The organism is Calothrix sp. NIES-2100 (genome assembly GCF_963875285.1).
Taxonomy (GTDB): domain Bacteria; phylum Cyanobacteriota; class Cyanobacteriia; order Cyanobacteriales; family Nostocaceae; genus Aulosira.
Genome location: NZ_CAWNLA010000001.1, coordinates 8,842,724 through 8,869,694 on the forward strand (window position 1 = coordinate 8,842,724; position 26,971 = coordinate 8,869,694).

Consider the following 26,971-nt stretch of genomic DNA (forward strand, 5'->3'; position numbering starts at 1 on the left):
GCTAATAGAGCCAATAGGGCTTAATTTGCTGAAACACATTCAAATTATTAGCAATTTGACGCTGTTAATTCAGCTTAAGATTTTTCTGGAGTACCTAACATTTGTAAGATTTTTTCTACACGATCTAAATCTCCCACCAAGCGGCGAATTGGATGCGGCCAGACTTTGACTAGGGTGGGGGTAGCAGTAACCTGATCGATTTCTGCTTGTTCGGGATTAGTTAAAACATCAACAACTTTGAGAGTATAGGGTTGGGCGAGCGATCGCTCTAATAATTCATGTAAATTATGTAAAATGCGTTCAGTAGCTGCACTATGTCCCGCTACAAACAAGCGCAGCACATAGGCTTGAGTTTTTAGTGGGATGTTTTGCGCCTTTGTCGGGACGCGATCGTAATCAAAGGCTGGTTCGACAAGATCTAATTGCACAATTAAATCATGGTCTTCCCAAAGCTGGGGAAATGAAGAGCGATAAGTTGCCAATACCATGCGATCGCACAATCCCTCTGGCCAGGGTGCTGCTTGCCATACTAAATCCCCTGTGCCAAAAACGGCATTTAACACAGGCTGATGTCTTAATACTGCTGGATAGGCTTCAGCAAAGGTTCGCACTTGTTGTGTGCGCGGATCTAACCAATGATCGACAGTCGCAGTGTAACAAGGAACTAAAAAATGAGGCGGTTCTACTAAGTCTAATATTTCCTGTAAAGCAGCACACAAATGCAAATGCCATCGACCTTGTTTACTAGGGTCGATGGTATAAATCAAATCTCCTCCGGGTGTAAATAGGGCAATCCCTTTAAATAGCTGGGGTTGAGATAGTTTGCCTGTATTCAACGTCGTTAAGGAAGTAGAGAACTTAACATTTGTGGGCATGGGGCATTGGGCATGGGTCATTAGTTAACAGTCTGTAGGGGCGGGTTTATTTAGATCATTGTTGATCCACGAGGATATCTGTGAACCCGCCCGTACAACAGTCAACAGTCAACAGTCAACACTGTTCTCTACCCCCCTGCCTCCTGCCATCTGCCTTCTTAAATTAAACTCTGCCTCGGAGGAATTGCGCCATTTCGTTAGGAGTTGGTGACATTTCCAAGGCTGTTTCTTCAGTGATTCGCCCGTCTTGGTAGAGGTTATATAACGACTGATTCATCGTAATCATGCCGTCAAAGCTGGCTTGTTTCATCAGTTCGCTAATTTCATCATACTTACCGTCTTTAATCCACTCCTTAATTGCCTCGGTGTTAATTAGGATATCGTGGAACGCAGCCCGCTTACCATCTGTTGTGCGGCACAAACCTTGGGCAATCACCGCCACTAGAGACTCAGAGATTGCCACCCGCATAGCATCTTGTTCTTCACCAGAGTAAAGATTCAGTATCCGCTCAATGGTTTTTACCGCACTATTAGTGTGCAGGGTTCCCATTACCAAGTGACCTGTCTGCGCAGCTTTTAAAGCAGTGTTGACTGTTTCTTTATCCCGCATTTCACCCACTAGAATCAAATCTGGGTCTTCCCGCAAAGCGGCTTTTAAGGCGTTATCAAATTTGCGGGTGTGCATTCCCACTTCCCGTTGTTTAATTAACGATTTTTGGCTTCTGTGAACAAATTCAATCGGGTCTTCGATGGTAATGATGTGCTTCGGCATTTCTTTGTTGATATAGTCAATCATTGCCGCCATCGTTGTAGACTTACCAGAACCAGTGGGTCCAGTTACCAAAATTAAACCTTTGTGAACATGACAGATATCTCGAAAAATAGGAGGTAACCGCAACTGATCAATCGTTAAGATTTTTAACGGAATTAACCGCAAGACCATTGCAGAGCCTTTCAGCGAGTCAAAAATATTGATCCGCACACGAGCAAATTCATACTGGGTTGCGCCGTCAAATTCTAATTGTTCTTGAAACCGCTGAATCTCCCCTTCTGTTAATACCTCCCGCATCCAACTCATAAAAGTTTCTTTATCAGTTTCGGGATAATTCGTTGACTCAATTTCCCCTCGGTTCCGAAAGCGGGGTACTTCACCTACACCCAGGTGAATGTCAGAAAATCCTTTATCGAAGGCTTCCTTGATTAGGTCTTCTAATGTCACACTTGAACTGCTATTTTGCTTCGCTGCAATATTAGGGATTGGTGGTGGAGTCCCTGGACGATGAGCCGCAGCTGGGTTAGCAGTTGGTAGGGGTGGCGGTGCAGCACTTATTCCTGGGGAATTTGACAAATCCACTGTTTCCGTAGGCTGACGTTGTGTACTTAACGTTGGCAGTGGTGGTGGTGCTGGCGGTGCTGGCGGTGGTGGTGGCGCTGGTGGCGCTGGCGGTGCTGGACGTGTAACAGCAGAATTGGAACTTGGTGGACGCTGTAAGTCTGTCATAAATCTTTACAATGAAACCAACAAACAATAAATTAGAAACAAGTTATTTGTGAATGCTCTAAGGGCGCTTAAAGCTAGAGTAGTCGGTGTCTAGTAGCTAATCAGGTGAAAGCAACAGTCAGTTAATTTTTGTGCCTGTTATTAGTATTTTTTTTTACTAGTTTGCTATCATCAATGATTCCCAGTATTTTTCTGGACTCTATACCAACCTGTTTAACACACTAAAACCAGTCATCAACACTGGTAAATATACTAATAAATATAAGTAATATTAAATACAAGTTTTTAATAATAAATTATTTACGCTGTCTAAATGAGAAATTTCATCCCAGGTTTAGACAAAAGTTGATAGCAATTAACAGCACAAAACATTAGCAGATATTTTATTCAGACACATCTCGTGAATTATGAGAACCTCAGTCTGTTAATATAAGAAATGTTAAGCGCGATCGCACTAAGGGGGCGATAACGCACCTTTAAAGCCGAGTTAGTTTAGCTTCTATACCTCCAGATAGATGCTGATATCAAGGTTTTTCCCTATATATAAACTCGAATTTACATTCATAATTACAAAAAATTAACTGTAAAGTTTAGTAAATAAATGCTCATCTGGTGAATAGGTTTTTATATACTTAACTTCTAATTAAAGAATTCAGTTAACTCGCTAACCGAGAAAACTGAAGTTAAATTGTTGTTGTGTATTTGGGAGGAAAAGTCATGGTTGCGGCTGATAGCTCTAATCTCGGAAAGACCTACTCCTTGTTAATGATCAAAAGCTTTTTGATCTGGACTTTCACATTGGCAGTATGTTTGTTGGTTGTCGGTTTTCCATTAGTGGTTTTGATGGCTACGGTCGGGTGTCTGTTGTCGATTGTGTTGCAATCTGTAATGCCTGTTAGTGCAGTTTTGTTAGTAGCAGGCGGTTTGATTTTGTTTAATGTCATGGCAGTTGTATTAGCTGCTGGAGTACTAACTGCTAAGGGAGTACATCCAAAACAAATCAAATGGTTAAGCTGGCTGCATGGAGAAGCAGAACAATTGCAAACTACAGTTTACGCTGCTTGCCCATTAACTTGCGACATCAAAATGTAATTGCTAAATTCGACAAACAGTACATCTGCCCGGTTCAGCCGGGTTTTTTCATGTTTATTTGTCAAAGGTAATTGCTAGAAGATAACTCACATCAAGTCCGGCTCATTATTTATAATTCCCGAATCTATGCAGAAAACCCAAAAACTCTGCCCCCCTGCTGCCTTAATGATAAGTCTTTAAACGGACACGATATCACACCGTAGCCGATGTTAAAGTTTGCTGTCATCACCAAAGGTAAAAGCACTCTTCATCATCACCTGTCCTAGTGGATACCGATAATCAGTGGATGTCTCCAGCGTCACAAACATTTCTGATACCGGAGCATCATAGAAATCAGCAGGCATCGCAAATTTTTCGACAATCTTACCCTGTGTAATGGCACGAAGCTGTCCGCACGGGATTTTTTCGCCCTCAACAACTGCCCAAATTCGGTAAACATTTCCAACAGGCGCAGGGGGAAGATTTTGAATCGCAATGACACCTGTTTGCTGTTCCAGATTCAGCACAAAACTACCAGAGGCAGTTTTTGCTAAATTCACACCCCTCAGAGGAAACAGGCGGGTTGCTTTTTGTTGCAGCAGTGTCTGGAGATTATCAGCTATCTGCAATTCTCTACGCAAGTGATAGTTATCTATTCCCAAATACAAAATTAATAGTGCCGCGACACTGCCGATGATTTTGCGCCAGGAGAGACTATAGGGAAAAGCGCGGACTGGACGACGCTGGGACGCGAAGAGATTTTCAGTCTCTACGTCCTTTAAATTGCTGAGGATAGCTGCACGCAAATGCGGTGGCGGCTCAACAGCATTTAAACCATAAAGCACTTCATCTAATACTTGCTGTAACTGCTCTACTTCCACCACCAACTCAGGATTTTCTGCGAGCATCTGCTGAAACTCAAGAGCTTCCTCAGGAGCCAGTTCACCCAAGACATAGCCTGCTGCTAACTGTTGTACATATTGAGAATTTTCTGGTGCAGTCATAAGTAACTAATCAATAGCATCAAGTAATATTTGTTTTAGCTTCAGCAGTCCTTGGCGCGTCCAAGTTTTCACAGTTCCTAATGGTACGTCTAGTTGTTGAGCAATCTTCGACTGGCTAAGTTCAGCATCATAAGCCATTTCTATAACCTGACGTTGGTTGTCTGGCAGTTGGGTAAGGGCAGAGCGAACGGCAAGAGAGCGTTCTGTTAACGAAGCTTGCTCAACCGGAGTTGGAGAAAGGGTTTCGGCGGTGACTGTTTGCCCAAAGCGTTGCAAGAGATTGAGAATGCGACTGCGAGAGCGGATTTTATCTATTGCCCTTGAGCGCGTCATCGCTATCAAATAACGCAGGAAATGACTATGGTTGGGATTGATAGTCGCATTGCACCACAAAGCCAGAAAAATCTCCTGCGTTAAATCTTCCGCTTCCTGCGGGTTTTGCAATACTTTCAGTGCAATTCCGTAGACGACCTGACCGTAACGGTCATAGAGAATACCTAATGCCCCAGGCTGTTTTGCTTTCACGGCGTGGAGCAAATCTGTATCTGTCTGATGTAAGGGAGAATGTGACTCCATGCTGGGGTGTGAATATACCTGGGTGGATGTCAGGTTATATACCATTTGGTTGGCAATGGTAGAGGTTTTACTTCTATTTCTATAACGATTGACGGAGGCAATTGGATTTTAGATTTTGCGTTCGCGTAGCGTGTCGCAGACAAAAGTTGCGTGCGGGGGTTCCCCCGTTGAGCAAACTTTTCAAGACGGATTTTAGATTTTAGATTGAGGTTAAATCCAAATTCTCATCTCGTTCGTTATAGCAATAGAAGCGAACACTAATCCAAACAATTATAGATTTCGGTAATGTTTGATTGTAGAGATATGATGCCCTTCACAGTGTGTGAGTCTCTCTAGAAGAGAATCCGCACACGCTATTTAATTATAGCTCTCGAAAACAGCCTTTTTTACTCACACATCACCCACATGAAAACAAGTTGGGTAGGTTTTCTCTTACCTGCTTTCATTGCTTTATGCCAACAACTCGATTAACGAGGTAGAACTATGCAACGTTATATTCTCCCAATTGTATCAGCTTTATTAATATCTCCTGTACTAGCAACTACTGCTCAAGCACAAACCCCAATCACATATAATTCAGTCGTGGCAAACAGTGCCAAAGCCAGTCAAATTAATCCTTTCAATCTGGCTTTTATGGCTGAACGCGGCTATTTAGAAAATGTAGGTATCACAAGTGGGAATGATTTGTTGAACGCGCATCAGTCGGGAATGCTAACAGCTAAAGATATTGTTCAAGGTGCGGTGAAGGCAAAGCTACTACCAGAGCAAACTCTATCAGACAAAGGATATTTAAACGCACTCGAAGCACAACTACAAGCCTTAGAAGAAGAAGATTAGGAATTTGATAATGAGATTAGCCTTCCGCAAATATCACCGACTGATTGCACTTACAGTCTGCTTACCACTAATTATCACCGCAGTTACAGGTATTGCCATGACAGTTGCGGATGAATGGTTGCACCAAGCCACATTAGTCGGATTTCTCCTCAAAATTCATACGTTCCAATTTTTGGGATTGTCAGCAATTTTACCTGTATTCAACGGATTAGGATTGCTGAGTTTAATTGCCACCGGACTAAATATGATGGGTCTATTTTCTCAAAGGCGCAAATCAGAACAAGTAAAAACTAAAAACTAAAAATGCAACAAATCACCTCTTTTTATCTGTTGTATTTGTAGGTCGTCTGGTGCGATTACTTAATAATTTTCGGGTCTATCGCTATATGAAATATATCTCTTACTTGCTTCAAGGACTTGCTTCTACAATTCTGGTAATTGTGTTTTCTTTATCATCCTGCACCCCCAACCGACAATCTGTAGCACCCACACCCCAACCACAGGAACTTGCCGCCAATCCCGCAAATCCTACCGTCAAAATTGTCAATTTCAAATACCTACCAGAAAACCTCAAAATAGGTGCTGGTGAGACTGTGCAGTTCGTCAACCAAGATGAAGAACCACACACCATTACTGCCAAAGATGGCTCTTTTGATTCTAAGGGATTGGATAATACCCAAGTTTGGAAACACACCTTCACGCAACCAGGAACTTTCCCTTACTTGTGTTCGATTCATCCCTACATGCAAGGAACAATTACTGTTAACACAAGTAAAAAGTAAAAAGGCACTCATAAAAGACCTCTTGCTTTTGACTTTTTACTTAAAGCAAAGCAACTTTCACATCAAATAGGAAAACAAAATGAAACGTAGAAAGTTTATTGAACACGTTGGTTGGACTGGTCTTGGTATTCTGTGGGTAGTGGGGGGAAATGGTTTACTTGAATCCTGTTCGGTCGGAGATTCGCAAGGTAAGAAATTAGCAAATTCTGCACCCTTATCATTTGTGCAAATCAGCGACACACATCTAGGTTTCAATAAGGAAGCCAACCCCCACGTTACTACCAGTCTGCAACAAACCATCAACGCTATAAACTCACTACCCACACCACCAGCATTCATTGTTCATACTGGAGACATCACGCACCTTTCCAAACCGGAAGAATTTGACACGGCAAAACAATTTCTTTCCCAATTGAAAGCACCACTGTTTACCCTTCCTGGCGAACATGACACCATCGGAGACAGGGGGAAAGCTTATGCAGAAGCATTCAGCCAAAAGGATAAAAAAGAAGGTTTGCAAATATGGGACTATAACGGCGTGCATTTGATTTCCCTGACCAATGTGCTGGAATTTGGGGAAACTGGTCAAGGGAAACTCGGTCAAGCCCAACTAGATTTACTAGAAAAAGACCTCGCAGCCCAGAAACAAGACACGCCAATAGTTATTTTTAGTCACATTCCTTTGTATAATCTTTATCCTCAATGGGGTTGGGCAACTGTTGAATCAGGTAAAGTACTCTCGTTATTATCCCGCTTTTCTTCTGTTACCGTCCTCAGCGGTCATATTCATCAAGTAATTCAACATAGCGAAGGTAACATTCGATTTAGTACGGCTGCATCTATTGCTTATCCGTTACCTGCGCCAGGAAAAGCTGAAAAACCAGGCCCTGTCAAGTTACCAGAAAAGGATTTACTGGCTGTTTTGGGTTTCCGCACACTGGAATTTGTACCTGGTAATGATGTCAAAATTGACCAGCATTCTCTGGCTTAGAGTCTCGATAGAATTGTATCCAATAGACATCAGCTAGTTAGGAGGTATTGACTAAGGTGTTAATTTTGTCGGAAATCAGCCGAAAATCTTTTATACGTCCAGGGTACATTTTATTGCGCTTCGCGAGTCATTTGTCATTTGTCAGTGGTCAGTGGCTCTATCCCTGCACCCTATGGGAAGCCGCAGGGAGTGCGTCTACACTACGAACTTAAAATAATATGCCAGTTGCGTAGGTTCTAATTTTCTTAATTGTCCTTTGTCGTAAGTGATTAACTCATCACTGTTGACTAATCACTATTGAATAACCATGATTGACTATTGACCAATGACCATTGACCATTGACTAATGACTAATCAAAAACGAGTTTATATAATCTTAGGTACTCGTCCGGAGGCGATTAAACTAGCTCCGGTAATTCAAGTCTTTCAAAGGTCTCCAGATTTCGAGTCACAAGTAATTTTGACTGGACAGCATCGGGAAATGGTTGAGCAAGTAATGCAGCTGTTCGACCTGAAAGCAGATAATGACTTGGAGATTATGCAGCCTCAGCAATCTTTGAGTGATATTACCTGTCGCAGTCTGCGAGGTTTGGAGGCTTTATTTAAGGAAAGCAAGCCAGATTTAGTCATAGTGCAAGGAGATACGACTACAGCTTTTGCCGCAGCTTTGGCAGCATTTTATCAAAAAATTCCTGTAGGTCATGTAGAAGCGGGTTTAAGAACTGATGACTTGTTTAATCCTTACCCAGAAGAAGCTAACCGACGGCTGATTTCGCAAATTACGCAATTGCACTTTGCACCAACGCCTCTGGCTGTGGAAAACTTAGAGCGTTCTGGTGTGTTGGGTGAAATTCACTTAACAGGTAATACTGTAATTGACGCGCTGTTAAATGTAGCTGCAAATCAACCAGCCTGCAATATACCTGGGTTAGACTGGTCATCCTATCGCACACTGCTGGCGACAGTTCATCGCCGGGAGAATTGGGGAGAACCACTGCAAGGAATCGCGCAAGGATTTTTACAAATATTAGATAAGTTTCCCGATACAGCTTTGCTATTACCACTACACCGCAATCCTACGGTAAGAGAACCATTACAAGGACTTTTGGGAAATCATCCGCGAATTTTTTTGACAGAACCATTAGATTATAAAGAATTAGTGGGTGCGATCGCGCGATCGCATTTTTTGCTCACTGATTCTGGCGGTTTGCAAGAAGAAGCACCTAGCCTCGGTAAACCTGTACTAGTTCTGCGGGAAACCACAGAAAGGCCGGAAGCAGTCACCGCCGGTACCGCTAAACTTGTAGGCACTCAAACCGAGAATATTGTGGCTGCTGCTGCTGAGTTACTCAGCAACTCCATAGCCTATGAAACAATGGCAAATGCGATTAATCCTTTTGGTGATGGTAAAGCAAGCGATCGCATTTTGCAAATCGTCAACAATTACTTAGCAATTAGCTAAACAATATTATCCCAATACCATACAGCTGTGTTCGCTGGGTAATCGATAGATAGCAATTATTTTATTCATCATTTTCCCCTCGGATCTCTTATCCGCAGGGGATTTTAATTTATGTAAACAATTAATGACACTCCTTAACTTTAACAGGAGGAGAAATTAGCATAAATGGGAAAGCTATCAGCTTAGTGCTTAAGTAACTTTTACAAATCAGAAATCAAATATGAGTATTACCATTACTGGTTACAATCTCATCGAAGTCCTTTATGACGGTACTACTACCTATGTTTATCGTGCTTTACGCGAGCCTGAGCAAACATCGGTAATTATTAAAACTCTGAAAGCTGAGTATCCCACTATAAAACAGCTTACTCAATTAAGACATGAATATCAAATACTCCAAAGTTTAAAAATAGAAGGAATTGTTAAACCCTTGGCGTTGGAAAATTATCAAAACGGTTTAGCACTAATTCTGTCAGATTTTGCCGGAGAAACTCTAAAAAATTTTATTAACATCCAAAAACTTGACTTAAGCCAGTTTTTGAACATTGCTATTCAACTAGCTACTATTCTTTCTCAGTTACATCAAAATAATATTATTCATAAAGATATTAAGCCGCAAAATATTTTAATTAATCCGCAAACAGGTCAAGTTAAAATTATTGATTTTAGTATTTCATCATATTTATCCAAAGAAAATCATCACCCCAGCGATCCTAATTTGTTAGAAGGCACTCTCGCCTATATGTCACCAGAACAAACTGGGAGAATGAATCGTTCCATTGATTATCGTACTGACTTTTACTCTTTAGGTGTCACCTTCTACGAAATGTTAACGGGTCAGCTACCTTTTCAAATTCATGACTCTTTAGAATTAGTTCATAGCCATATTGCCAAAACACCAATACCTCCTCAAGAAATTAACTCAAAAATTCCTTCAGTAGTTTCTCATATAGTGATGAAATTATTAGCCAAAACTGCTGAGGAGAGATATCAAAATGCCTTAGGGTTAAAAGCAGACTTAGAAGAATGCTTAAAACAACTACAAGCAACTGGAAAAATTCCCAATTTCAACATCGGTCAGCTTGATTTATATAGCCAATTTGTCATTCCCCAAAAACTTTATGGTCGCGAGCAAGAAGTTGCCATTCTCATGAATACCTTTGAGCGAGTGAGTCTAGGGGCAACTGAGATGATGTTAGTAAGTGGGTACTCTGGTATCGGCAAATCCTGCTTAGTGAATGAAGTTCATAAACCCATAATACGTCAACGAGGTTATTTTATTTCCGGTAAGTTTGACCAATTTAAACGTAATATTCCTTATGCTTCTTTAATTCAAGCTTTTCAAGAATTGCTCCGGCAGTTATTAACAGAAAGTAGTGAAAAAATAGCAATTTGGCAAGCAAAGATTTTAAAAGCTTTGGGCGATAATGCGCAAGTTATTATCGATGTTATTCCCGAAGTCGAACGAATAATTGGACATCAACCAGATGTTCCGCAATTAGGCCCCACGGCATCGCAAAACCGATTTAATCGCCTGTTTCAAAAATTTATTCATATATTTTCTCAAAAAGAACATCCTTTAGTGCTGTTCTTGGATGACTTACAGTGGGCAGATTTAGCTTCATTAAAGTTAATTCAGTTGCTTGTCTGTAATCCAGATAGTCAATATTTATTACTGATTGGTACATATCGAGATAATGAAGTCAATGCAACTCATCCTTTGATGTTGACTTTAGAAGAAATTAAAATATCTTCGGCAATAGTTAACAATATTGTTCTCCAACCTTTGCAAATTTCCCATGTCATACTTTTGGTGAGTGATACTCTCCGTACTCATCCGGAAGAAATACAGATGCTAGCTGAGTTAGTGTTTGCTAAAACTCAAGGAAATCCCTTCTTTTTAACTCAACTCCTCAAATCTCTGTATCTAGAAAATTTATTATTTTTTAATATTAGTGACCGTTGCTGGCAGTGGGATATCGAACTAATAAAACAAATTGATATTACTGATAATGTTGTTGATTTGATGGTCAATCAAATTCAAAAATTATCACCACAAACGCAAAATATATTAAAATTAGCTGCATGTATTGGTGACAAATTTACTCTAGAAGTCTTGAGTATTGTGACTGAAAAAACGTTGACAGAAACAGCCGCAGATTTGTGGGGTTCTCTAGAAGCAGGTTTAGTTATTCCTCTAACTAATGCTGATAAAATTCCTCTAGTATTTGACGAGGATTTTAAACTTTCTCAATCACAAATTACTTACAAATTTTTACATGACCGTGTTCAGCAAGCTGCTTATACACTAATTCCCGATATCCAAAAAAAGCAAACTCATTTAAAAATTGGCAATTTGTTACTCAAGAATACGCCAGAAACCCAAATTGAAGAAAACATTTTTGAGATTGTTAACCAGCTAGATATTGGTGCGGGAATGATAACCCAGCAGGCTCAAAAATATCAGCTAGCTAAACTCAACTTAATTGCAGGTAATAAAGCCAGACTAGCAAATGCTTATGAAACTGCTCTGAAATATTTAAGTACTGGAATTGAACTCTTAGCGATAGATAGCTGGGAGGAGGAATATAATTTAACATTAGATATTTATGATGCCACGATTGAAGCCGAGTATCTCAATGCTAATTATCAGGAAGCTAAAAATTTAATTGATATTGCTTTAAACTACGCTAAAACCATCTTAGATAAAGTCAGAGTCTATAAAAGAGCCATTAACTTTTATATTGTTAAAGCAGATTTACCAGCAGCAATTGATATAGCTTTACAAACTCTAGAATTATTAGGAGTAACCATACCAACAGATTTAGAAAGCATCAATATATATTGTGAGCAATTGCGGCAAGAATTGATGTTTGATCAAAGCCAAATTGCCCAACTCGCAAATTTACCATTAATTAGCGACCCTTATAAACAAGCGGCAATAGAAATATTAAATACTATGCCAGGGCCCGTTTACATTGTCAGACCACACCTTGTGATGCCAATGATGTCAACAATGGTTAGTCTCTCGGTGAAGTATGGTAATTGTGGAGCCTCAGCATTTGGCTATTCTATGTATGGTTTGTTAGTTGCTGGTGTATTTGAAGATAATGATTCCGCCTATGAATTTGGTCAATTAGCGTTGCGAGTAGCCGAGAAATTTAATGATAAAGTTATCAAAACTTGTGCCCTTAAAGTATATGCTAGTCATCTACAATTTTGTAAGGAGCATTTACGAGAAGCTGTAGATAGTTTAAGATTAGCTAGTGAATTTGCTTTAGAAACTGGCAATATTGAGTTTTTAGGTTATGGTAGTTCTGAGTATGGAATTTACTTGTTTTTTAGTGGTGAAAACTTAGAAACAGTAGAGAAAAAAATTGCCCCTTATGTTGAGTTAGTTGATCAGTTTAAACAAGATTTAGGCATTAATTACATTAGATTGGCTAGACAAGTTACACTCAATTTGCTTGGGCGAGCTACTGATAAGCTAACTTTAACAGGTGAAAGTTTCTGTGAAGAAACCAGATTGCCAATTGTGATGACAGCTAATTGGCAAGTTGTGATTTGTTGCTTTTATTTATTTAAAGCAATACTTGCTTATTTATTTAAAGATTACAAGGCTGCTTTTGAATATGCAAATTTAGCCCAAGCGAATATCCAAGGCGTAGTCGCAATGCTGATGGATTATGAATTGAAATTTTACCATTCTTTAATAATACTTGCTTATTACCAACAGCTTGATGATGGTGAAAAAGAAAAGTGTTTACAGCAGTTGGAATTGAATCAAAAAAGTTTGGGGTTAAAAGCATTTCATGCACCTTGTAATTTTGAACATAAATATAATTTAGTAGAGGCAGAGAAAGCTAGGATAATTGGGCAACCATTACTAGCTATGGAATACTACGACCGCGCTATAGCCGGAGCCAAAGCACAAGGTTATATCCAAGAAGAAGCGCTGGGTGCGGAACTTGCAGCAGAGTTTTATTTTATGCGGGGTAGGGAAAATATTGCTAGAGATTATTTAGCCCAGTCTTATTACGCTTATGTTCGGTGGGGAGCAACTGCCAAAATCAGATTTTTAGAAACAACTTATCCGCAAATTTTTTCCCAGAGTGGAGAGCGCAAAACCAAAACTCTAGAAATGAATCGCACAATTAGCTCTACGACTATTGGGAATCCAGAAGTTTTCGATTTATCAGCAGTTATGAAGGCCTCACAAGCTCTGTCTAGTGAAATAGTTCTAGATAAAGTGTTGGCTAAATTAATGCAAATTGTCATTGAAATTGCCGGAGCGGAACTGGGATTTTTAATTTTAGAAAAGGCAGGAAAACTACTTATAGAAGCTTCAGGAAATGTGGGATGTAATGAAATAAGTTTACAGGAATCGACATCAGTTGAATGTAGCCCTTACTTACCGATATCCCTAATTAATTACGTAGCGCGAACTCAGGAATATGTATTATTAGATGATGCCGCCAATGAGGGAGCATTTACAGCAGACAACTATATAATCAATCAAAAGCCGAAATCTGTTTTATGTACACCAGTTATCCACCAAAATAAACTCATTGGTATTCTGTACTTAGAAAATAATTTAACTACTAAAGCATTTACGCCAGAGCGCTTGGAAGTTTTACAACTTTTATCATCACAAGCAGCAATCTCAATTGAAAATGCGCGTCTTTATCATGATTTAGAAGAATATAATCGCACATTGGAAGTCAGAGTCAAAGAGCGAACTCTGGAATTACAAAGTAAGAATTTGCAACTACAACAGGAAATCCGCGATCGCCAACGCGCCGAAGAAGCAGCTGAAACCGCCAACAGCGCCAAAAGCCAATTCCTTGCTAGCATGAGCCATGAACTGCGTACACCCCTCAATGGGATTTTGGGTTACGCACAAATTTTGAATAAACATAACACTTTAACTGCTGAACAAAAGAATGGTATCAACATCATCCATCAATGTGGGGAACATTTACTAACACTGATTAACGATATTTTAGATCTTTCTAAAATTGAGGCAGGAAAATTAGAACTTTATCCTACAGAATTTTATTTACCAGATTTTCTGGAAAGTATTGTGCAAATCTGCCAGATTCGTAGTGAACAAAAAGGAATTGCTTTAGTTTATCATCAACTATCTCATGTACCTAAAATTGTGCGCGCCGATGAGAAACGGTTACGGCAAGTTTTAATTAATTTACTGAGCAATGCTGTCAAATTTACTGAAAAAGGTAGTGTAAAATTCCAGGTAGGATATCATGGGGAAAAATTACGGTTTCAAGTAGAAGATACAGGCATCGGTATAGCCGAAGAGCAATTAGAAGAAATATTTTTGCCATTTAAACAGGTAGGGGAAGATAGCCGCAAGACAGAAGGTACAGGTTTAGGATTAGCAATTAGCCGTCAATTAGTCCAGATGATGGGCGGTGAACTGAAGGTGAAAAGTACGTTAGGTAAAGGTAGCGTTTTCTGGCTAGATTTGGATTTAGCTGAGGTTGGTTCAGCAATTAATGTTAAGAAAGTTGTTGAACGTAACATCATTGGTTTTGTTGGTGATAGAAAGAAGATTTTAGTAGTAGATGATAAATGCTCAAATCGTTCTGTCTTAGTCAATTTACTACAGGGCTTAGGTTTTGAACTTTTAGAAGCAACCGATGGCTTAGACTGTCTGAATAAAGCACCAGAATTTAAGCCAGATTTGATTTTTATGGACTTGGTAATGACCGTAATGGATGGTTTTGAAGCCACACGTCGTCTGAGGCTGTTACCAAAATTTAAGGAAGTACCAGTAATTGCTATATCAGCTAGCGTTTTTGATTTTGAGCAAAAGCAGAGTCTAGAAGTAGGTTGTAATGATTTTCTGCCTAAACCATTTTTGGTAGCAGAACTTTTAGAAAAATTAAGAATTCACTTAGGCTTGGAATGGATTTATGAAGATATAGAAAATGAGCCAAAAGAACAAAAAAATGTTAATGTAAAAACAAAACTTCAAAATTTACAATTAATTCCTCCACCAGCAGAAGAAATTGGAATTCTGCTAGATTTGGCAATGAAGGGAGACCTCAGGAGTATTGCCCAAAGAGCAACAAAATTAGAGGAGTTTGATAAAAAATTGTTACCGTTTGCACATCATTTGCGCCAACTGGCTAAAGAGTTTAAAGGAAAACAAATTGTAGATTTTATTAAAGAATATTCACAGATGGCAAAAAGTAAGTAGGTTGGCGTAATTAAATATTATTGGTCAATGGTCAGTTGTCAGTTGAATATTGCCTTTTGCCTTTTGACTATTGACTTCCATGCAGCGTTACTAGGGATGTAGATTAACATAATTGCTGACCTCTGCCTAATTGAAAAATGAGGTTTTATGAAAACTGATTTGAATCATCCAGGAGTCATCTTAATTGTTGATGACAACCCAACAAATTTAGAAATTTTGTTTGATTTTTTAGCCGATACAGGATTTACTGTTTTGGTTGCGGAAGATGGTGAAAGTGCGATCGCACGAGCCGAATATGCCCCACCTGACTTGATCCTGTTGGACATACTCATGCCATATATAGACGGTTTTGAAACCTGTCGCCGTTTAAAAGCGAATGCCTTAACACAAGATATTCCCATTATTTTCATGACTGCACTCACCGAAACAGTGGATAAAGTCAAAGGCTTGAGTTTGGGAGCCGTGGATTACGTTACTAAACCGCTACAGCATGAAGAAGTTTTAGCCCGGATTAAACTTCATCTCCAGCTGCGACACTTAACCAAGACACTGCAAGAGCAAAATCAGCGTTTGGAGAGGGAAATTGCTGAGCGCCAGCAAGCAGAACAAAAAATTCATGAACAAGCTGCTTTGCTAGATATCGCTACAGATGCAATTATCGTTAACGATTGGGACAATCAAATCAGCTTTTGGAACCAAGGAGCGGAAAATTTATACGGATGGCAAGCATCAGAGGTAATTGGCAAAAATATCAATCAGCTTCTCTATCGACCGGAAATCTTACCTCAACTACAAAATATCCGCAAAAGTCTAGCTGAACATGGTTGCTGGCAAGGTGAATTGCAGCAAGTTACCAAACAAGACGAAAAAATTATTGTTGCTAGTCGTTGGACTTTAATGCGCGATCGCGATGGACAACCTAAATCGATTCTGATAGTTAACACCGACATTACAGAAAAAAAACAACTTGAAAGCCAATTTCTCCGCACGCAGCGGCTAGAAAGTTTGGGTACACTTGCTGGCGGCATTGCCCATGACCTCAACAATATACTGACACCAATTTTGTCGGCAGCGCAACTGCTACAGCTAAAACGCCCTAATGCTGATGAATGGAGTCAGAAAATGTATAGAACAATAGAAACTAACACTAAACGTGGAGCTGCTTTAGTTAAGCAAGTGCTACAGTTTGCACGCGGGGTTGAAGGTAAGCGTTCAATTGTGCTAATTAGCCACCTGTTCTCAGAAATTGAGCAGATTGTGCATGGCACATTTCCGAAATCTATAGAATTTTCTACTGATATTCAGTCAGATCTTTGGGCTGTGATTGGAGATGCCACACATTTGCATCAAGTACTGATGAATCTCACCGTCAATGCTCGTGATGCTATGTGCAACGGTGGTACTCTCAGTATTTCTGCCAAAAATTTGTTGATTGATGAACAATATGCCCGAATGAATCTGGAGGCCAAGGTTGGGCCCTACATTGTAATTACTGTTGCGGATACAGGAATGGGGATGCCGCCAGAAATTTTAGATAGAATATTTGAGCCGTTTTTCACCACTAAAGAAGTTGGTAAAGGTACAGGTTTGGGTCTTTCAACCGTGAGAGGTATCATCAAAAGTCACGGTGGTTTTATTAACGTCCATAGCGAAATCGGCAAAGGAACTGAATTTAAATTGTTCTTACCAGCAGTGGAGACTATGGCAACATCGTTAGCGGACAATCTCGAACTGCCAGATGGTAACGGAGAATTAATTTTAGTAGTAGATGACGAAGCGAAAATTCTCGAAACTACTAAAATTTCTTTAGAAAGTTATAACTACAAAGTGCTGACTGCCAACAATGGTATTGAAGCGATCGCACTGTATGCCCGCTACCAAGATAAAATCAGTGTAGTTGTGGTAGATATGATGATGCCGTTGATGGATGGTGCAACTACCATTCGTACATTGCAAACAATGAATCCCCAGGTGAAGATTGTTGCTGTTAGCGGTTTGGTAACCAGCAATAACATTACCAAAGATGCGACTGTCAACAAATTTATTTCTAAGCCCTATACAACTCAGGAATTATTGCAAACTTTATCTGAGGTTCTTTGCCAAGGACTATTTATGCAGATGAACCGATGAGATAAGTAGATCAACCTAAATAAATATAATATGTTTTGTCATTGCGTTTGCGTAGCGTCTCGAAGAGAGGAACGAAGCAATCGCTGCATACTGGGATTGCTTCGTCGTTCCTCCTCGCAATGACATCTTACATTTAATTATGTTGACCTACTTATAGCAATCCGTTGAGGATTTGTGAAATATTACATGTAGGGTTGTTGACAGTCAACAGTCAACAGTCAACAGTCAACAGTCAAAACCGATATTTTTCACAACTGAAATAGGATTGCTATATGTAGGTGAGTCTCTTCGCATGGCGAAGAGACTCAGCTGCTGTTAGCTACTAGCTACCGCCTCCGCCTCCGCCTCGTTTAGCACCAACTCTGGTTGAGGTGCTTCCTCTTCTTCTGGTAAACCGTAAATTGATCTATACAGCTTCACGTATTGCTTGGCAGATTGATACCAGCTGAAATCCTGACTCATACCGCGTTTTTGTAATTCCTGCCATTGGGGTTTGAAACGGAAACCTTCCCAGGCGCGGATCATGCAGGTGAACAAATCTAGGGGTTCATATCGGTCAAAACAATAACCAGTACCTGCTTCATTTACAGGGTCGAAATGGGATACCGTATCAACTAACCCGCCTGTACGCCGGACAATGGGCACGGAACCGTAACGCAAAGCCATCATTTGGCTGATACCGCAGGGTTCAAACCGACTAGGCATTAAGAAGGCATCAGTACCTGCGTAGATGCGACGAGACAAGGCATCGTTATACAGTAGATACGTTGCCATGCGTCCGGGATAACGGGATGCCAACTGCCACATTTGGGTTTCGTAGTAGCGATCGCCTGTCCCCAACAATACGAATTGCGCGTCAGTATATGCCAGGAAGCGATCGAGGATTTGAATAACTAAATCCAAGCCTTTTTGTTCGACTAACCTGGTTACCATGCCAACTAAAAAGGCATTGGAATTAACTTCTAATCCTACTTCTTCTTGTAAAGCAATTTTGTTGGCTTTACGTTTATCTAGGGTATCAGTAGTAAAGGTTTGGGCAATAAATTTGTCGTTTTCTGGGTTATAAACTTCGGTATCTATACCGTTAATAATCCCAGATAACTTACCGCTAATAAAAGACAGCAAACCTTCTATAGTTTCACCGTAAGCAGGTGTTTTAATTTGCTCGGCGTATGTGGGAGAAACTGTATTTACCCTGTCGGCAAATTGTACCGCCGCTGCCATTGTGTTGTGTCCTTGCATATACCAAGGACACCAAGTAATCTTTTCTAAATACCAACGCCAAGGCCCTTGATAAGCCAAGTTATGAATGGTAAACACACTGGTGATATCTGGATCTTGATTCATCCACACAGGAATCATTCCTGTATGCCAATCGTGACAGTGGACAATTTCTGGCTTCCAATAATTCCAGCAAAATTCCGCTGCACCGTTGGCAAACAAAGTGAACCGCCAATCTTCATCATCTCCCGAATAAATGCGGCGGGGTAAGAAGGCGGGATGTCCAAATAAATACAAGGGAACATCAGTACCAGGGAGAACACCTTCGTAAACAGCAAAATCCTGAAACATGGCATATCCCCGCCAGATGGGTTCTTTGGGAATCTCCATTTTGTCTGGGAGGAAGCCATAGTAGGGCAAGAATATCCGCACATCATGCCCCATTTTTCTCAAGATTTTGGGCAATGCTCCGACAACATCACCCATTCCGCCAACTTTTGCAACGGGAGCTGCCTCTGCTGCAACAAATAGAATCCGCATGGTATTATGTGTTTCCCCGATTCTGCCTACACAGTGATTCAGTTTTCAGTTACTCAGTTATCACTTTTTCACTGTTCACTGATTACTTATCTAACCATATCAGGTTGCGGAGTAGCTTAAGAACCTCTTTGGATTTCGGTAAAGATTACATCCAAAATTGCTTGCGCGCCCTGTTGACGCAGCAGATTGGCGAGTTCTGTACCTAGCTGTTCGGCATTTTTGGCTTCTCCGGTAACGGTGTCTTTAACCAGGTTTTGCCCATCAACGCTAGCAACTATGCCTGTTAGTGTTAATTGCTCACCCTTAATTTCAGTGTTAACACCGATAGGTACTTGACAGCCACCTTCGAGATCGCGTAAGAAAGCGCGTTCAGCTAAACAGCGATCGCGTGTTTGGGGATGTTCGATAGCTTTCAACAGAGATATCAATTCTGTATCGTCAGCACGGCATTCTATACCCAATGCACCTTGGCCTACAGCATGAAGCGAAATTTCTTTTGGTAGAATTTGGTGAACGCGATCGCTCATTCCCAACCGCTCTAACCCTGCAACTGCCAAAATCAAAGCATCATACTCACCCGCATCTAATTTAGCCATGCGTGTATTCAAATTTCCCCGCACATCTTTAAATGTAAAATGGGGGAATTTATTACGTAACTGTGCTAATCTCCGTAGGGAAGATGTACCAATTACCGCACCTGCTGGTAAAGTATCAATTTGCAGCCCTTTATGCTTTTCGTGCAATACCAAAGCATCTGCTGGGTTTTCCCGTTCGGTAATTGCTGCTAGTGTTAACCCTTCTGGTAAATGAGTTGGCAGATCCTTCAGGGAATGAACCGCAAAGTCAATCTCCTGATTGAGCATCCCAACTTCTAATTCCTTGGTGAATAATCCTTTATCACCAATCTTGGCTAATGCTACATCCAGGATTTTGTCGCCTTGGGTAGACATGGTATGGACTTCAAAAGCAATATCAGGATAGCTTTTTTGGAGTTGTTCTTGCACCCAGTAGGTTTGAACTAGAGCAAGTTGACTCTTACGAGAACCAATGCGGATTGTGCGTGCAGGACTGGAAACAGCTGAAGTCATAAAACAAAATGTCAAACAAGGCGATAAATTCACTCTCATCTAGACTACCGCAGTGAGTGACTTACCGGATGCTAATTGCTTAATTTCGGTTAAGTTTAGTTTCGATTTTCTTTACATTTATTTACCAAATAAAGGATGAAAAAAGGATGAAGGATGAAGGATAAAGGATGAAGTGAAAATGAGTACAAGCATTCCAATCAAAAAAATCAAGCTTTTTGCTCAATTCAACCCCCACCCCTTAATAGTTAGGTTAATTTCATCCTTCACCCTTCACCCTTGGGACTTACAAAAAATAAATTACCCATATTCCGTAGTGCGAGCATCTTGCACGATGAATGAACAACAGCGAGCCAGACGCTCGCACTACACATCTTGCACGATGAATGAACAACAGCGAGCCAGACGCTCGCACTACACATCTTGCACGATGAATGAACAACAGCGAGCCAGACGCTCGCACTACACATCTTGCACGATGAATGAACAACAGCGAGCCAGACGCTCGCACTACAAATTTATTGGGTATTTAAAAAATTGGATGTCCCCTTCATCCTTCACCCTTCACCCTTCATACTTCATACTTCACCCTTCACCCTTCACCCTTCACCCTTCACCCTTCATCCTTCAGTATTAACGCTCTGGATTGAGGTATTCTTGTAATTGTTGAGTACGTTGTTGTGTAGTCTTTTCTAAGCAACCAAAATAAATAGTCGGTGCAATAGTGCCTCCTTCATATTGGCTTGTTTCAAATTGACAACTGGTATCACGAAACTTAATCCATGCTTGCTGTGCAGTAATTAATTTCTGTTTTCTGGAACTAGATAAAGTTGGCAGCAGTTGTTTATAAGCTTGATTCAATTTTTTATCAGCATTTTGATAGGATATCTGCGCGCATTGATTAATTTCGGCTTGACTTTGGGCGTTATTACAGTTGAGCTTTTGGGCTAACTGTATCTTTGAGGTTTCCGGTGTTGTGCTTGCCATTGCCAAAGTACCGACAGACAAACTGCTGAGGGCGAGAATACTGAAAAAATGTAGTAAAAAACGATGCATGATATTTAAAATTTACGTGTATGCATCAAAATAGCATAAAGCTGATGTGATCGCATTGTGAGTCGATAAAATGGCATTGTCACTCGATACAATGACATTGTGAGCCGATGCGATGGCATAATCATGGGGAAATATTATGAATCTTGAACAAGCTGTGTTAGAGAAATTGCGGCAGCTACCTATAGATAAGCAACAAGAATTATGAGATTTTGCAGAATTTCTGTACCAAAAAACAAATAAAAAACCTGCTTTACTCAGTGTGAGAGGTTTATGTACTGATTTAAAGGTAGATATTACAGAAGAAGATATTGCTAATGCACGCCAAGAAATGTGGGGGAATTTTCCTAGGGATATTGTTTAATGACATCAGTATTAGCAGATACACACGCTTTACAGCAATTGTCAGGTAATTTAACCACAGATCCTTTCGTAGGGGCACGGCACCAGTAAGATTATTGTATATACCAGAAAATTGTCGATGCCGTGCCCCTACAGGCGACGATTTATTTTCATCGGCTTTGCTTTGCTTGGCTTATATTCAATTATCCGGTTTTTCGGATTCTAGGGCAAATAAAAAAACTTAATCAACTACAGAGCGATCGCATTGTCACTCGATACAAATCGCAATAAAAGTCGTTTTGATCGTCGTCAAAGTCGTTTTGATCGCAATAAAAGTCGTTTTGATCGTCGTCAAAGTCGTTTTGATCGTCATCAAAGTCGTTTTGATCGCAATAAAAGTCGATCTGATCGTCATCAAAGTCGTTTTGATCGTCATCAAAGTCGATCTGATCGTCATCAAAGTCGTTTTGATCGTCATCAAAGTCGATCTGATTGCAATCTGAGTCGATGCGATCGCAATTTCACCCGATACAATCGCATTGTCAGCCGATACAATGGCATTGTTAGCGATGCGATCACATTGTTATAAAAGTCAGTATTTTGTAGGTTGGGTTGAGGCTTTGCGAAACCCAACAAAACCGGGGATTATTGGTATTGGGTTTGACTGCGTTCAACCCAACCTACACCTTTAAATGTATTGCTGGTACTGTCTCTATTATCGTTGATGTGATCGCATTGTCAGTCGATGTAATTGAATTGTCACCCGATACAATTGAATTGTGACTCGATGCAATCGCATTGTCACCCGGTAGAATGGCTTTGTCAGTGGATGAGATTGCATTGTTGGTTGATGCAAGTTTTTAGCCAACAAATCACACTATATTTTTATAGTTTACAAATCGCAACGCGAGAGAGGAGATGCCCACCAAAAGGATATCCCCCTCCTATCGCCCAGACTACCCCCCTACCCATTTCAATCTCATTTAACCCCAACCCTTCCATGCCTGTAGGAAGTGGTAATCCACCCCTCATTGAAGGGTCGTATGCGTTTTCTGTTATACGCTTCAGATACTCGTTGTATTGCACCCAGTCGGACTCTTTTTCATTATTTTTTTTGTAATTATACCATCCGACAGCACTGACAAAGCGAAAGTAATTTTTCATATGGTTAGAATTCCAATCTCCTGGTTTAATACCCAGTCTATTTCCTGTATCTACCCAAATATTCTTTTGGACGCTGAAACCAAAATGTCCTTCTGAGTTTTGCACCCAATACTCATCAATTTGTTTAAGGACAGGACAGGAAAAATTCTCTATCTGTGGGTAATCAAGGAAACCTTCAAGTTCTCTATTAGCAACCAAAAGCATTATTTGCAAAGTTGTTTGGTCAGCTTCTTGCCATTTTTTCGCTTTCAAAAAGTATTCCAATTCAAGAAAAAGGTGCTGTTTTAAAGCTTCCCGAACCCTTTCCAGGTTTAAATTTTTTGGATCTTGATCTGCTAATAAATTAAAAAGTTTTCGATATACAGATTCAACAGTCTCCAGATCTACAATAAAAAATTCTGCTTTAAAAGCGCTAATTTTATTGCTTTGAAGGAGTATGAACGCTTCTTGATAAGCTTCTATTGCCTTTTGAGTATTTTTTTGTTCAATGAGTAAATTGCCTTCAACATTCAATGCAAATATTTTTGTCTGCAAGAATTCACTGTTTGATTCTCTACTTTCTCTTTTCTCCTTATTCTCTTTCCATCCCCTTAAAAAGTTCATACTCTGTTTGATAGATTCTTCTGCTGACTTCCAATCTTTTAGTTTTTGATAAGCTAATGATTTAGAAGCGTGGAGATAAACTTGTTCAATTTGAGCGTCTTTAATTTTAATAGCTGCTTGTTTGGATATCAACTGAGCTTCTTCTGAGTTCAGGGTAAATTTTTTCGCCAATTCTCTTAGCTGTTGGGGATATGCTACATATGTGTATGTTTGTTTAAGTTTTTGTTGCGCTTCTTTGACTTCTTTTCCAGCCAGTATCACTGCAATTGCTGCTCCCAATAAAGTCAAAACTAAAATAATAGTTCCATTACGAATTTGTTTTTTAGCTTTGCGATTAGCTTCACTAAGTAATTTATTTCTATATTCTGCTGCTTCTCTATCCTGTCTTTCTCTTTCTAAAGCAGCTTCTTGTTCCTTAGCAGCAATCTCTTCTTGAATTTCTTGCTCTTTACTCGCTGCTAAAAACTGCCTATCTTGATAACTTAAACTCTTATCCTTAGCCCATGCTTCCGCGCCTTGTAAAGCCTTTCCCCGCAATAATCTTGATGTATCTTTTCCTCCAGAAGCCACCCAAAAGCGAAAAGTCTCTGAATATGGACGCAGATTTTTTAATTGATTATCTATCCAATTTTGATTAAAAACTTCTTGATATATGGGATTATAAACTCTTAAATTATTTTGCTGCCTAAAAACCAATCCTGAAAGCTGTAACTCACTTTGCTCTAAAGTATCATCGGCTGTAATCTCAGATTGCTCATTCCGCAAGCGAATTTGCTGATACAGTTCTAGTAAATATCCAGCCCGTTGCTCATCGCGCAAAATTCTGGATTGAATTGTTCGTAAATGCTCAGGCTCATCTTGAGATTCCCAATTTTCAATAATCCGAGACTTCACTACCTGCTCAACAGTCCGAGGTTTGTCTTGCAGAGATTCTTCAATCATCAACTGACACAGTTTTTGCGTCAGAAATGGTTGTCCTCCTGTCCAAGATAAAATTTCCTTCATGACTACTTCAGGGTTAGGAAATCTCCCTGACATACCCCTTGCTAATGGCTCAATTTCATGCAATTGAAAACCAGTCAACGAGATAGCTTGACCAATATTAAAGGGAGTGCGTTGTTTATCCTCAATCAAATTGCTAGGTGATGCGACTCCCAACAAACAAAAGGTGAGGCGATTATATTCAGGATTATCAACCCGCTTGTTATAACAGGCGCGAATCAAGGCAAAAAAATCATCTGTGGGAAATTTTAAGCTGAGTACACTATCAATTTCATCAATAAAAATAACGATATCTTCTTTAACTTCAACAAGTAATATCTCTTCTAAAAACTTCCGAAATCTAGTTACTAGCGAATTTAACTGATTAGTCTCCCACCAATCACCAAAATCTACATCTAAGTCAAAAGTTTCAATTAAATTATCAATTAAATCTGCATACCATTGTTCGGGTGGGACGTTTTGAATCCCGCCAGCGGAAAGGTCAATTGCTGCACATTGTACACCTTCTTCTCTGAGTCTTTGCATGGTGCGCACACGCAAGCTAGACTTTCCGCTTTGTCTGGAATTTAATACATAACAAAACTTTCCTGCTTTTAGTCCTGCATACAAATCACTGTCAGCTTTGCGGGTGACGTAGGTGCTGGCATTTTCTGGTAGACTTCCAGAGAATTGATAGTGATGATTTGTCATTTGTCATTTGTTATTTGTCATTTGTTATCGGAGAGCATCCCACTTTTTTGAATGTCATTGCGAATGGAGCGTTCGCGGAGCGTCCCGAAGGGAAGCGGAATGAAGCAATCGCAAAGTCTATCTACTGCGATTGCTTCGCTTCATTTCATTACGCTCGCAATGACAAAATATGTTTTTACACATTTGGAATACTCCCGATATTACCCTAAACGGACTGAGAAATACTGACGATATAATTCACAACTGGGAATACAATCGTTACCTGAAAGTTTTACCAATCCTAAACTATGTAACTTGAATGCAACATCAGTATCTAAACGTTGAGGCGCATTCGCCATGACCACATTTTTATACCCTAACTCAAGCTGAGAATTATGTTGTAAATGCCACAATTGTTGTCGCAAATGGTCGCTAAAAATTCCCTGTTCTGTTGGCGCAAGTTGCAAAAGTTCTTCTATGGTAGCTTGGGGATTTTTGAGGTAAGCAACTGCTTGCTGGATTAAATCAGGATGTCCGCCTACTAACTTCATCAACTTATTTAAATCTTGTTGTCCCAACTTATCTGCTAATTCATACTGCTGGGTAAGAGATTCTATTTGTTGCAGGTTAAATTCAGGTAACTCAATTGCAAATCCTACATTAAATGGTGAGTGATTGGTGTCTAAGGAAGGATACGCTTCTGTGGAATGAACTACCACTAAGCGCAGTTTTTTCCAGAGATTACCAATTTTGTCTCCTTGTTTAGCTGCTTCATACCATCCCCGCAGTAATAAACAAAATTCGGGAAAAATATCTGGATATGCAAATAGTCGCTCAAAATTATCTATAGCTAAAACTAAAGGACTATCACTAGCCCCTAATAAATATTTTTGAAAATAACGAGTACAGTTTTTATTTAGCCCAAAAACCTCTTGCCAGTATTTATCTAATTGTGGTTCTAGTTCTAGGCTGTCTGACACATTAACACATAACCATTGCAAAAATGTTTTTGTGTCAGCCAAAATATTAATATCAGCAAGTTTTAAATCTAATTTTGCTGTTTGATAACCTTGCGCTCTCGCATGATTGAGTACTTTCTCCAACAGCAATGTTTTCCCCATCCTCTGCGGCGATCTAATGCGAATCAGCGCCCCTGGTTGTAAAATTGCCTCACAACATTTCTCCTCAATTGGCGGTCTTTCTATATATATTGTCGTCGCCTTTGTTGAAGAATTTAACGATACTGTATCTGATTTCGTCATTAATTTAGGTGTCAGATTCTCTGCTATTCCAGCTACACGAATCAAGCTACAACCTAACTTATAAGCAAACTCATAACCTTTATCTGCGCCTAGTGCATCATAAAAACCTACAGCAAATTCAATGGCTGCTTTATCACCAATTTCTTGACTCATGCCGACAACATAATTAATATGTTGAGATATTCCCAGAGCTTGGTATTTAGAGTAGCAGGCATTGAGAACCACACATTCTACTTGGTCAGCAAATAATTGAAATAGCCCAGCTAAAGCTTCAGCATCAACTAACTTGATTTGACCCGATTCATCTTCAAATACTAAACCTTTTTCTCCAGTGCCATGTCCAGAAAAATGAATAATCTGCGGTTCGGATTCCAAAATCGCTCGGTGTATATCCCTGTAGCGTAATGCTTCTGCTGTGGTTATGAAATATTGGTCACGATTCTTTGACCTTTTCAACCCTTCCTTAATTTCGCGCATCTCTTCATCCAAACGCAGCTGACTGCTACCTCTGGGATTTGCGGATAAAAGTAAGATTTTCCGAGTTTGATTTTGCTTACTCATCATGAGATTTTAACCAC

General features: G+C 39.9%; 17 protein-coding genes. 8 read left to right on the forward strand and 9 right to left on the reverse strand.

Annotation, left to right across the window (positions count from 1 at the left end):
• Nucleotides 1-74: 74 nt before the first annotated feature.
• Together AACU32_RS36120 and AACU32_RS36125 are read right to left on the reverse strand one after the other, a co-directional pair.
• Nucleotides 75-875, reverse strand: a complete 801-nt coding sequence (locus AACU32_RS36120; RefSeq protein ID WP_096607064.1) for a circadian clock KaiB family protein — start codon at nucleotides 873-875, stop codon at nucleotides 75-77.
• Nucleotides 876-1,038: 163 nt separating this feature from the next.
• Nucleotides 1,039-2,376 (reverse strand): type IV pilus twitching motility protein PilT, encoded by a 1,338-nt coding sequence (locus AACU32_RS36125; RefSeq protein WP_096607065.1) that lies wholly within the window; start codon nucleotides 2,374-2,376, stop codon nucleotides 1,039-1,041.
• Nucleotides 2,377-3,093: 717 nt separating this feature from the next.
• Here AACU32_RS36125 and AACU32_RS36130 point away from each other — a divergent pair.
• Nucleotides 3,094-3,468 carry a hypothetical protein gene (locus AACU32_RS36130; protein ID WP_096607066.1) on the forward strand — a complete coding sequence of 125 codons (375 nt, stop codon included), beginning with the start codon at nucleotides 3,094-3,096 and terminating at the stop codon, nucleotides 3,466-3,468.
• 209 nt (nucleotides 3,469-3,677) lie between these two features.
• Here AACU32_RS36130 and AACU32_RS36135 read toward each other — a convergent pair whose 3' ends face one another.
• Nucleotides 3,678-4,451 carry an anti-sigma factor gene (locus AACU32_RS36135; protein ID WP_096607067.1) on the reverse strand — a complete coding sequence of 258 codons (774 nt, stop codon included), beginning with the start codon at nucleotides 4,449-4,451 and terminating at the stop codon, nucleotides 3,678-3,680.
• Nucleotides 4,452-4,457: 6 nt separating this feature from the next.
• Entirely contained in the window at nucleotides 4,458-5,072 is a 615-nt protein-coding gene (locus tag AACU32_RS36140; protein ID WP_339378565.1) for a sigma-70 family RNA polymerase sigma factor, read from the reverse strand.
• Nucleotides 5,073-5,510: 438 nt separating this feature from the next.
• On the opposite strand from AACU32_RS36140, the gene AACU32_RS36145 reads away from it, so the two are divergent.
• The 7 genes from AACU32_RS36145 to AACU32_RS36175 all read left to right on the forward strand — a co-directional run bounded on the left by AACU32_RS36145 (nucleotide 5,511) and on the right by AACU32_RS36175 (nucleotide 17,452).
• Complete coding sequence (locus AACU32_RS36145) at nucleotides 5,511-5,864, forward strand: hypothetical protein (protein WP_096607069.1); 354 nt, start codon at nucleotides 5,511-5,513, stop codon at nucleotides 5,862-5,864.
• Between the two features lie 10 nt (nucleotides 5,865-5,874).
• Nucleotides 5,875-6,165 (forward strand): peptidase, encoded by a 291-nt coding sequence (locus tag AACU32_RS36150; protein WP_096607070.1) that lies wholly within the window; start codon nucleotides 5,875-5,877, stop codon nucleotides 6,163-6,165.
• A gap of 85 nt (nucleotides 6,166-6,250) precedes the next feature.
• Nucleotides 6,251-6,646, forward strand: a complete 396-nt coding sequence (locus AACU32_RS36155; RefSeq protein ID WP_096607071.1) for a cupredoxin domain-containing protein — start codon at nucleotides 6,251-6,253, stop codon at nucleotides 6,644-6,646.
• Between the two features lie 79 nt (nucleotides 6,647-6,725).
• Nucleotides 6,726-7,637: a metallophosphoesterase family protein gene (locus tag AACU32_RS36160; RefSeq protein ID WP_096607072.1), complete on the forward strand. Its 912-nt coding sequence runs from the start codon at nucleotides 6,726-6,728 to the stop codon at nucleotides 7,635-7,637.
• Nucleotides 7,638-7,983: 346 nt separating this feature from the next.
• On the forward strand, nucleotides 7,984-9,099 hold the full coding sequence (wecB, locus tag AACU32_RS36165; protein WP_096607073.1) for a non-hydrolyzing UDP-N-acetylglucosamine 2-epimerase: 1,116 nt from the start codon (nucleotides 7,984-7,986) through the stop codon (nucleotides 9,097-9,099).
• Nucleotides 9,100-9,319: 220 nt separating this feature from the next.
• On the forward strand, nucleotides 9,320-15,322 hold the full coding sequence (locus AACU32_RS36170) for a hybrid sensor histidine kinase/response regulator (RefSeq protein ID WP_096607074.1): 6,003 nt from the start codon (nucleotides 9,320-9,322) through the stop codon (nucleotides 15,320-15,322).
• Nucleotides 15,323-15,469: 147 nt separating this feature from the next.
• Nucleotides 15,470-17,452, forward strand: a complete 1,983-nt coding sequence (locus AACU32_RS36175; RefSeq protein WP_096607075.1) for an ATP-binding response regulator — start codon at nucleotides 15,470-15,472, stop codon at nucleotides 17,450-17,452.
• A 315-nt stretch (nucleotides 17,453-17,767) separates the two neighbouring features.
• Here the strand turns inward: AACU32_RS36175 and glgA are convergent, their stop codons facing one another.
• From glgA to AACU32_RS36200, 5 genes are all read right to left on the reverse strand, one after another.
• The gene (gene glgA / locus AACU32_RS36180) at nucleotides 17,768-19,213 is read right to left on the reverse strand and encodes a glycogen synthase GlgA (protein WP_096607076.1); all 1,446 of its coding nucleotides are present in this window, start codon (nucleotides 19,211-19,213) and stop codon (nucleotides 17,768-17,770) included.
• Between the two features lie 116 nt (nucleotides 19,214-19,329).
• A complete protein-coding gene (hemC, locus tag AACU32_RS36185; RefSeq protein ID WP_096607077.1) occupies nucleotides 19,330-20,301 on the reverse strand; it encodes a hydroxymethylbilane synthase in 972 nt (323 codons plus the stop codon).
• 630 nt (nucleotides 20,302-20,931) lie between these two features.
• A complete protein-coding gene (locus tag AACU32_RS36190) occupies nucleotides 20,932-21,354 on the reverse strand; it encodes a lysozyme inhibitor LprI family protein (protein ID WP_096607078.1) in 423 nt (140 codons plus the stop codon).
• 1,224 nt (nucleotides 21,355-22,578) lie between these two features.
• On the reverse strand, nucleotides 22,579-25,152 hold the full coding sequence (locus AACU32_RS36195) for an AAA-like domain-containing protein (protein ID WP_096607080.1): 2,574 nt from the start codon (nucleotides 25,150-25,152) through the stop codon (nucleotides 22,579-22,581).
• Nucleotides 25,153-25,352: 200 nt separating this feature from the next.
• On the reverse strand, nucleotides 25,353-26,957 hold the full coding sequence (locus tag AACU32_RS36200; RefSeq protein ID WP_096607081.1) for an AAA-like domain-containing protein: 1,605 nt from the start codon (nucleotides 26,955-26,957) through the stop codon (nucleotides 25,353-25,355).
• Between the last annotated feature and the right edge of the window lie 14 nt (nucleotides 26,958-26,971).

Bases quoted from the DNA above. Each gene is read 5' to 3' on its own strand.
- AACU32_RS36195 (WP_096607080.1), bottom strand. From the start codon at position 25,152: ATGACAAATCATCACTATCAATTCTCTGGAAGTCTACCAGAAAATGCC.
- AACU32_RS36135 (WP_096607067.1), bottom strand. From the start codon at position 4,451: ATGACTGCACCAGAAAATTCTCAATATGTACAACAGTTAGCAGCAGGC.
- AACU32_RS36190 (WP_096607078.1), bottom strand. From the start codon at position 21,354: ATGCATCGTTTTTTACTACATTTTTTCAGTATTCTCGCCCTCAGCAGT.
- AACU32_RS36175 (WP_096607075.1), top strand. From the start codon at position 15,470: ATGAAAACTGATTTGAATCATCCAGGAGTCATCTTAATTGTTGATGAC.
- AACU32_RS36155 (WP_096607071.1), top strand. From the start codon at position 6,251: ATGAAATATATCTCTTACTTGCTTCAAGGACTTGCTTCTACAATTCTG.
- wecB (WP_096607073.1), top strand. From the start codon at position 7,984: ATGACTAATCAAAAACGAGTTTATATAATCTTAGGTACTCGTCCGGAG.
- hemC (WP_096607077.1), bottom strand. From the start codon at position 20,301: ATGACTTCAGCTGTTTCCAGTCCTGCACGCACAATCCGCATTGGTTCT.
- AACU32_RS36145 (WP_096607069.1), top strand. From the start codon at position 5,511: ATGCAACGTTATATTCTCCCAATTGTATCAGCTTTATTAATATCTCCT.
- AACU32_RS36200 (WP_096607081.1), bottom strand. From the start codon at position 26,957: ATGATGAGTAAGCAAAATCAAACTCGGAAAATCTTACTTTTATCCGCA.
- AACU32_RS36160 (WP_096607072.1), top strand. From the start codon at position 6,726: ATGAAACGTAGAAAGTTTATTGAACACGTTGGTTGGACTGGTCTTGGT.
- glgA (WP_096607076.1), bottom strand. From the start codon at position 19,213: ATGCGGATTCTATTTGTTGCAGCAGAGGCAGCTCCCGTTGCAAAAGTT.
- AACU32_RS36130 (WP_096607066.1), top strand. From the start codon at position 3,094: ATGGTTGCGGCTGATAGCTCTAATCTCGGAAAGACCTACTCCTTGTTA.
- AACU32_RS36170 (WP_096607074.1), top strand. From the start codon at position 9,320: ATGAGTATTACCATTACTGGTTACAATCTCATCGAAGTCCTTTATGAC.
- AACU32_RS36125 (WP_096607065.1), bottom strand. From the start codon at position 2,376: ATGACAGACTTACAGCGTCCACCAAGTTCCAATTCTGCTGTTACACGT.
- AACU32_RS36140 (WP_339378565.1), bottom strand. From the start codon at position 5,072: ATGGTATATAACCTGACATCCACCCAGGTATATTCACACCCCAGCATG.
- AACU32_RS36150 (WP_096607070.1), top strand. From the start codon at position 5,875: ATGAGATTAGCCTTCCGCAAATATCACCGACTGATTGCACTTACAGTC.
- AACU32_RS36120 (WP_096607064.1), bottom strand. From the start codon at position 875: ATGCCCACAAATGTTAAGTTCTCTACTTCCTTAACGACGTTGAATACA.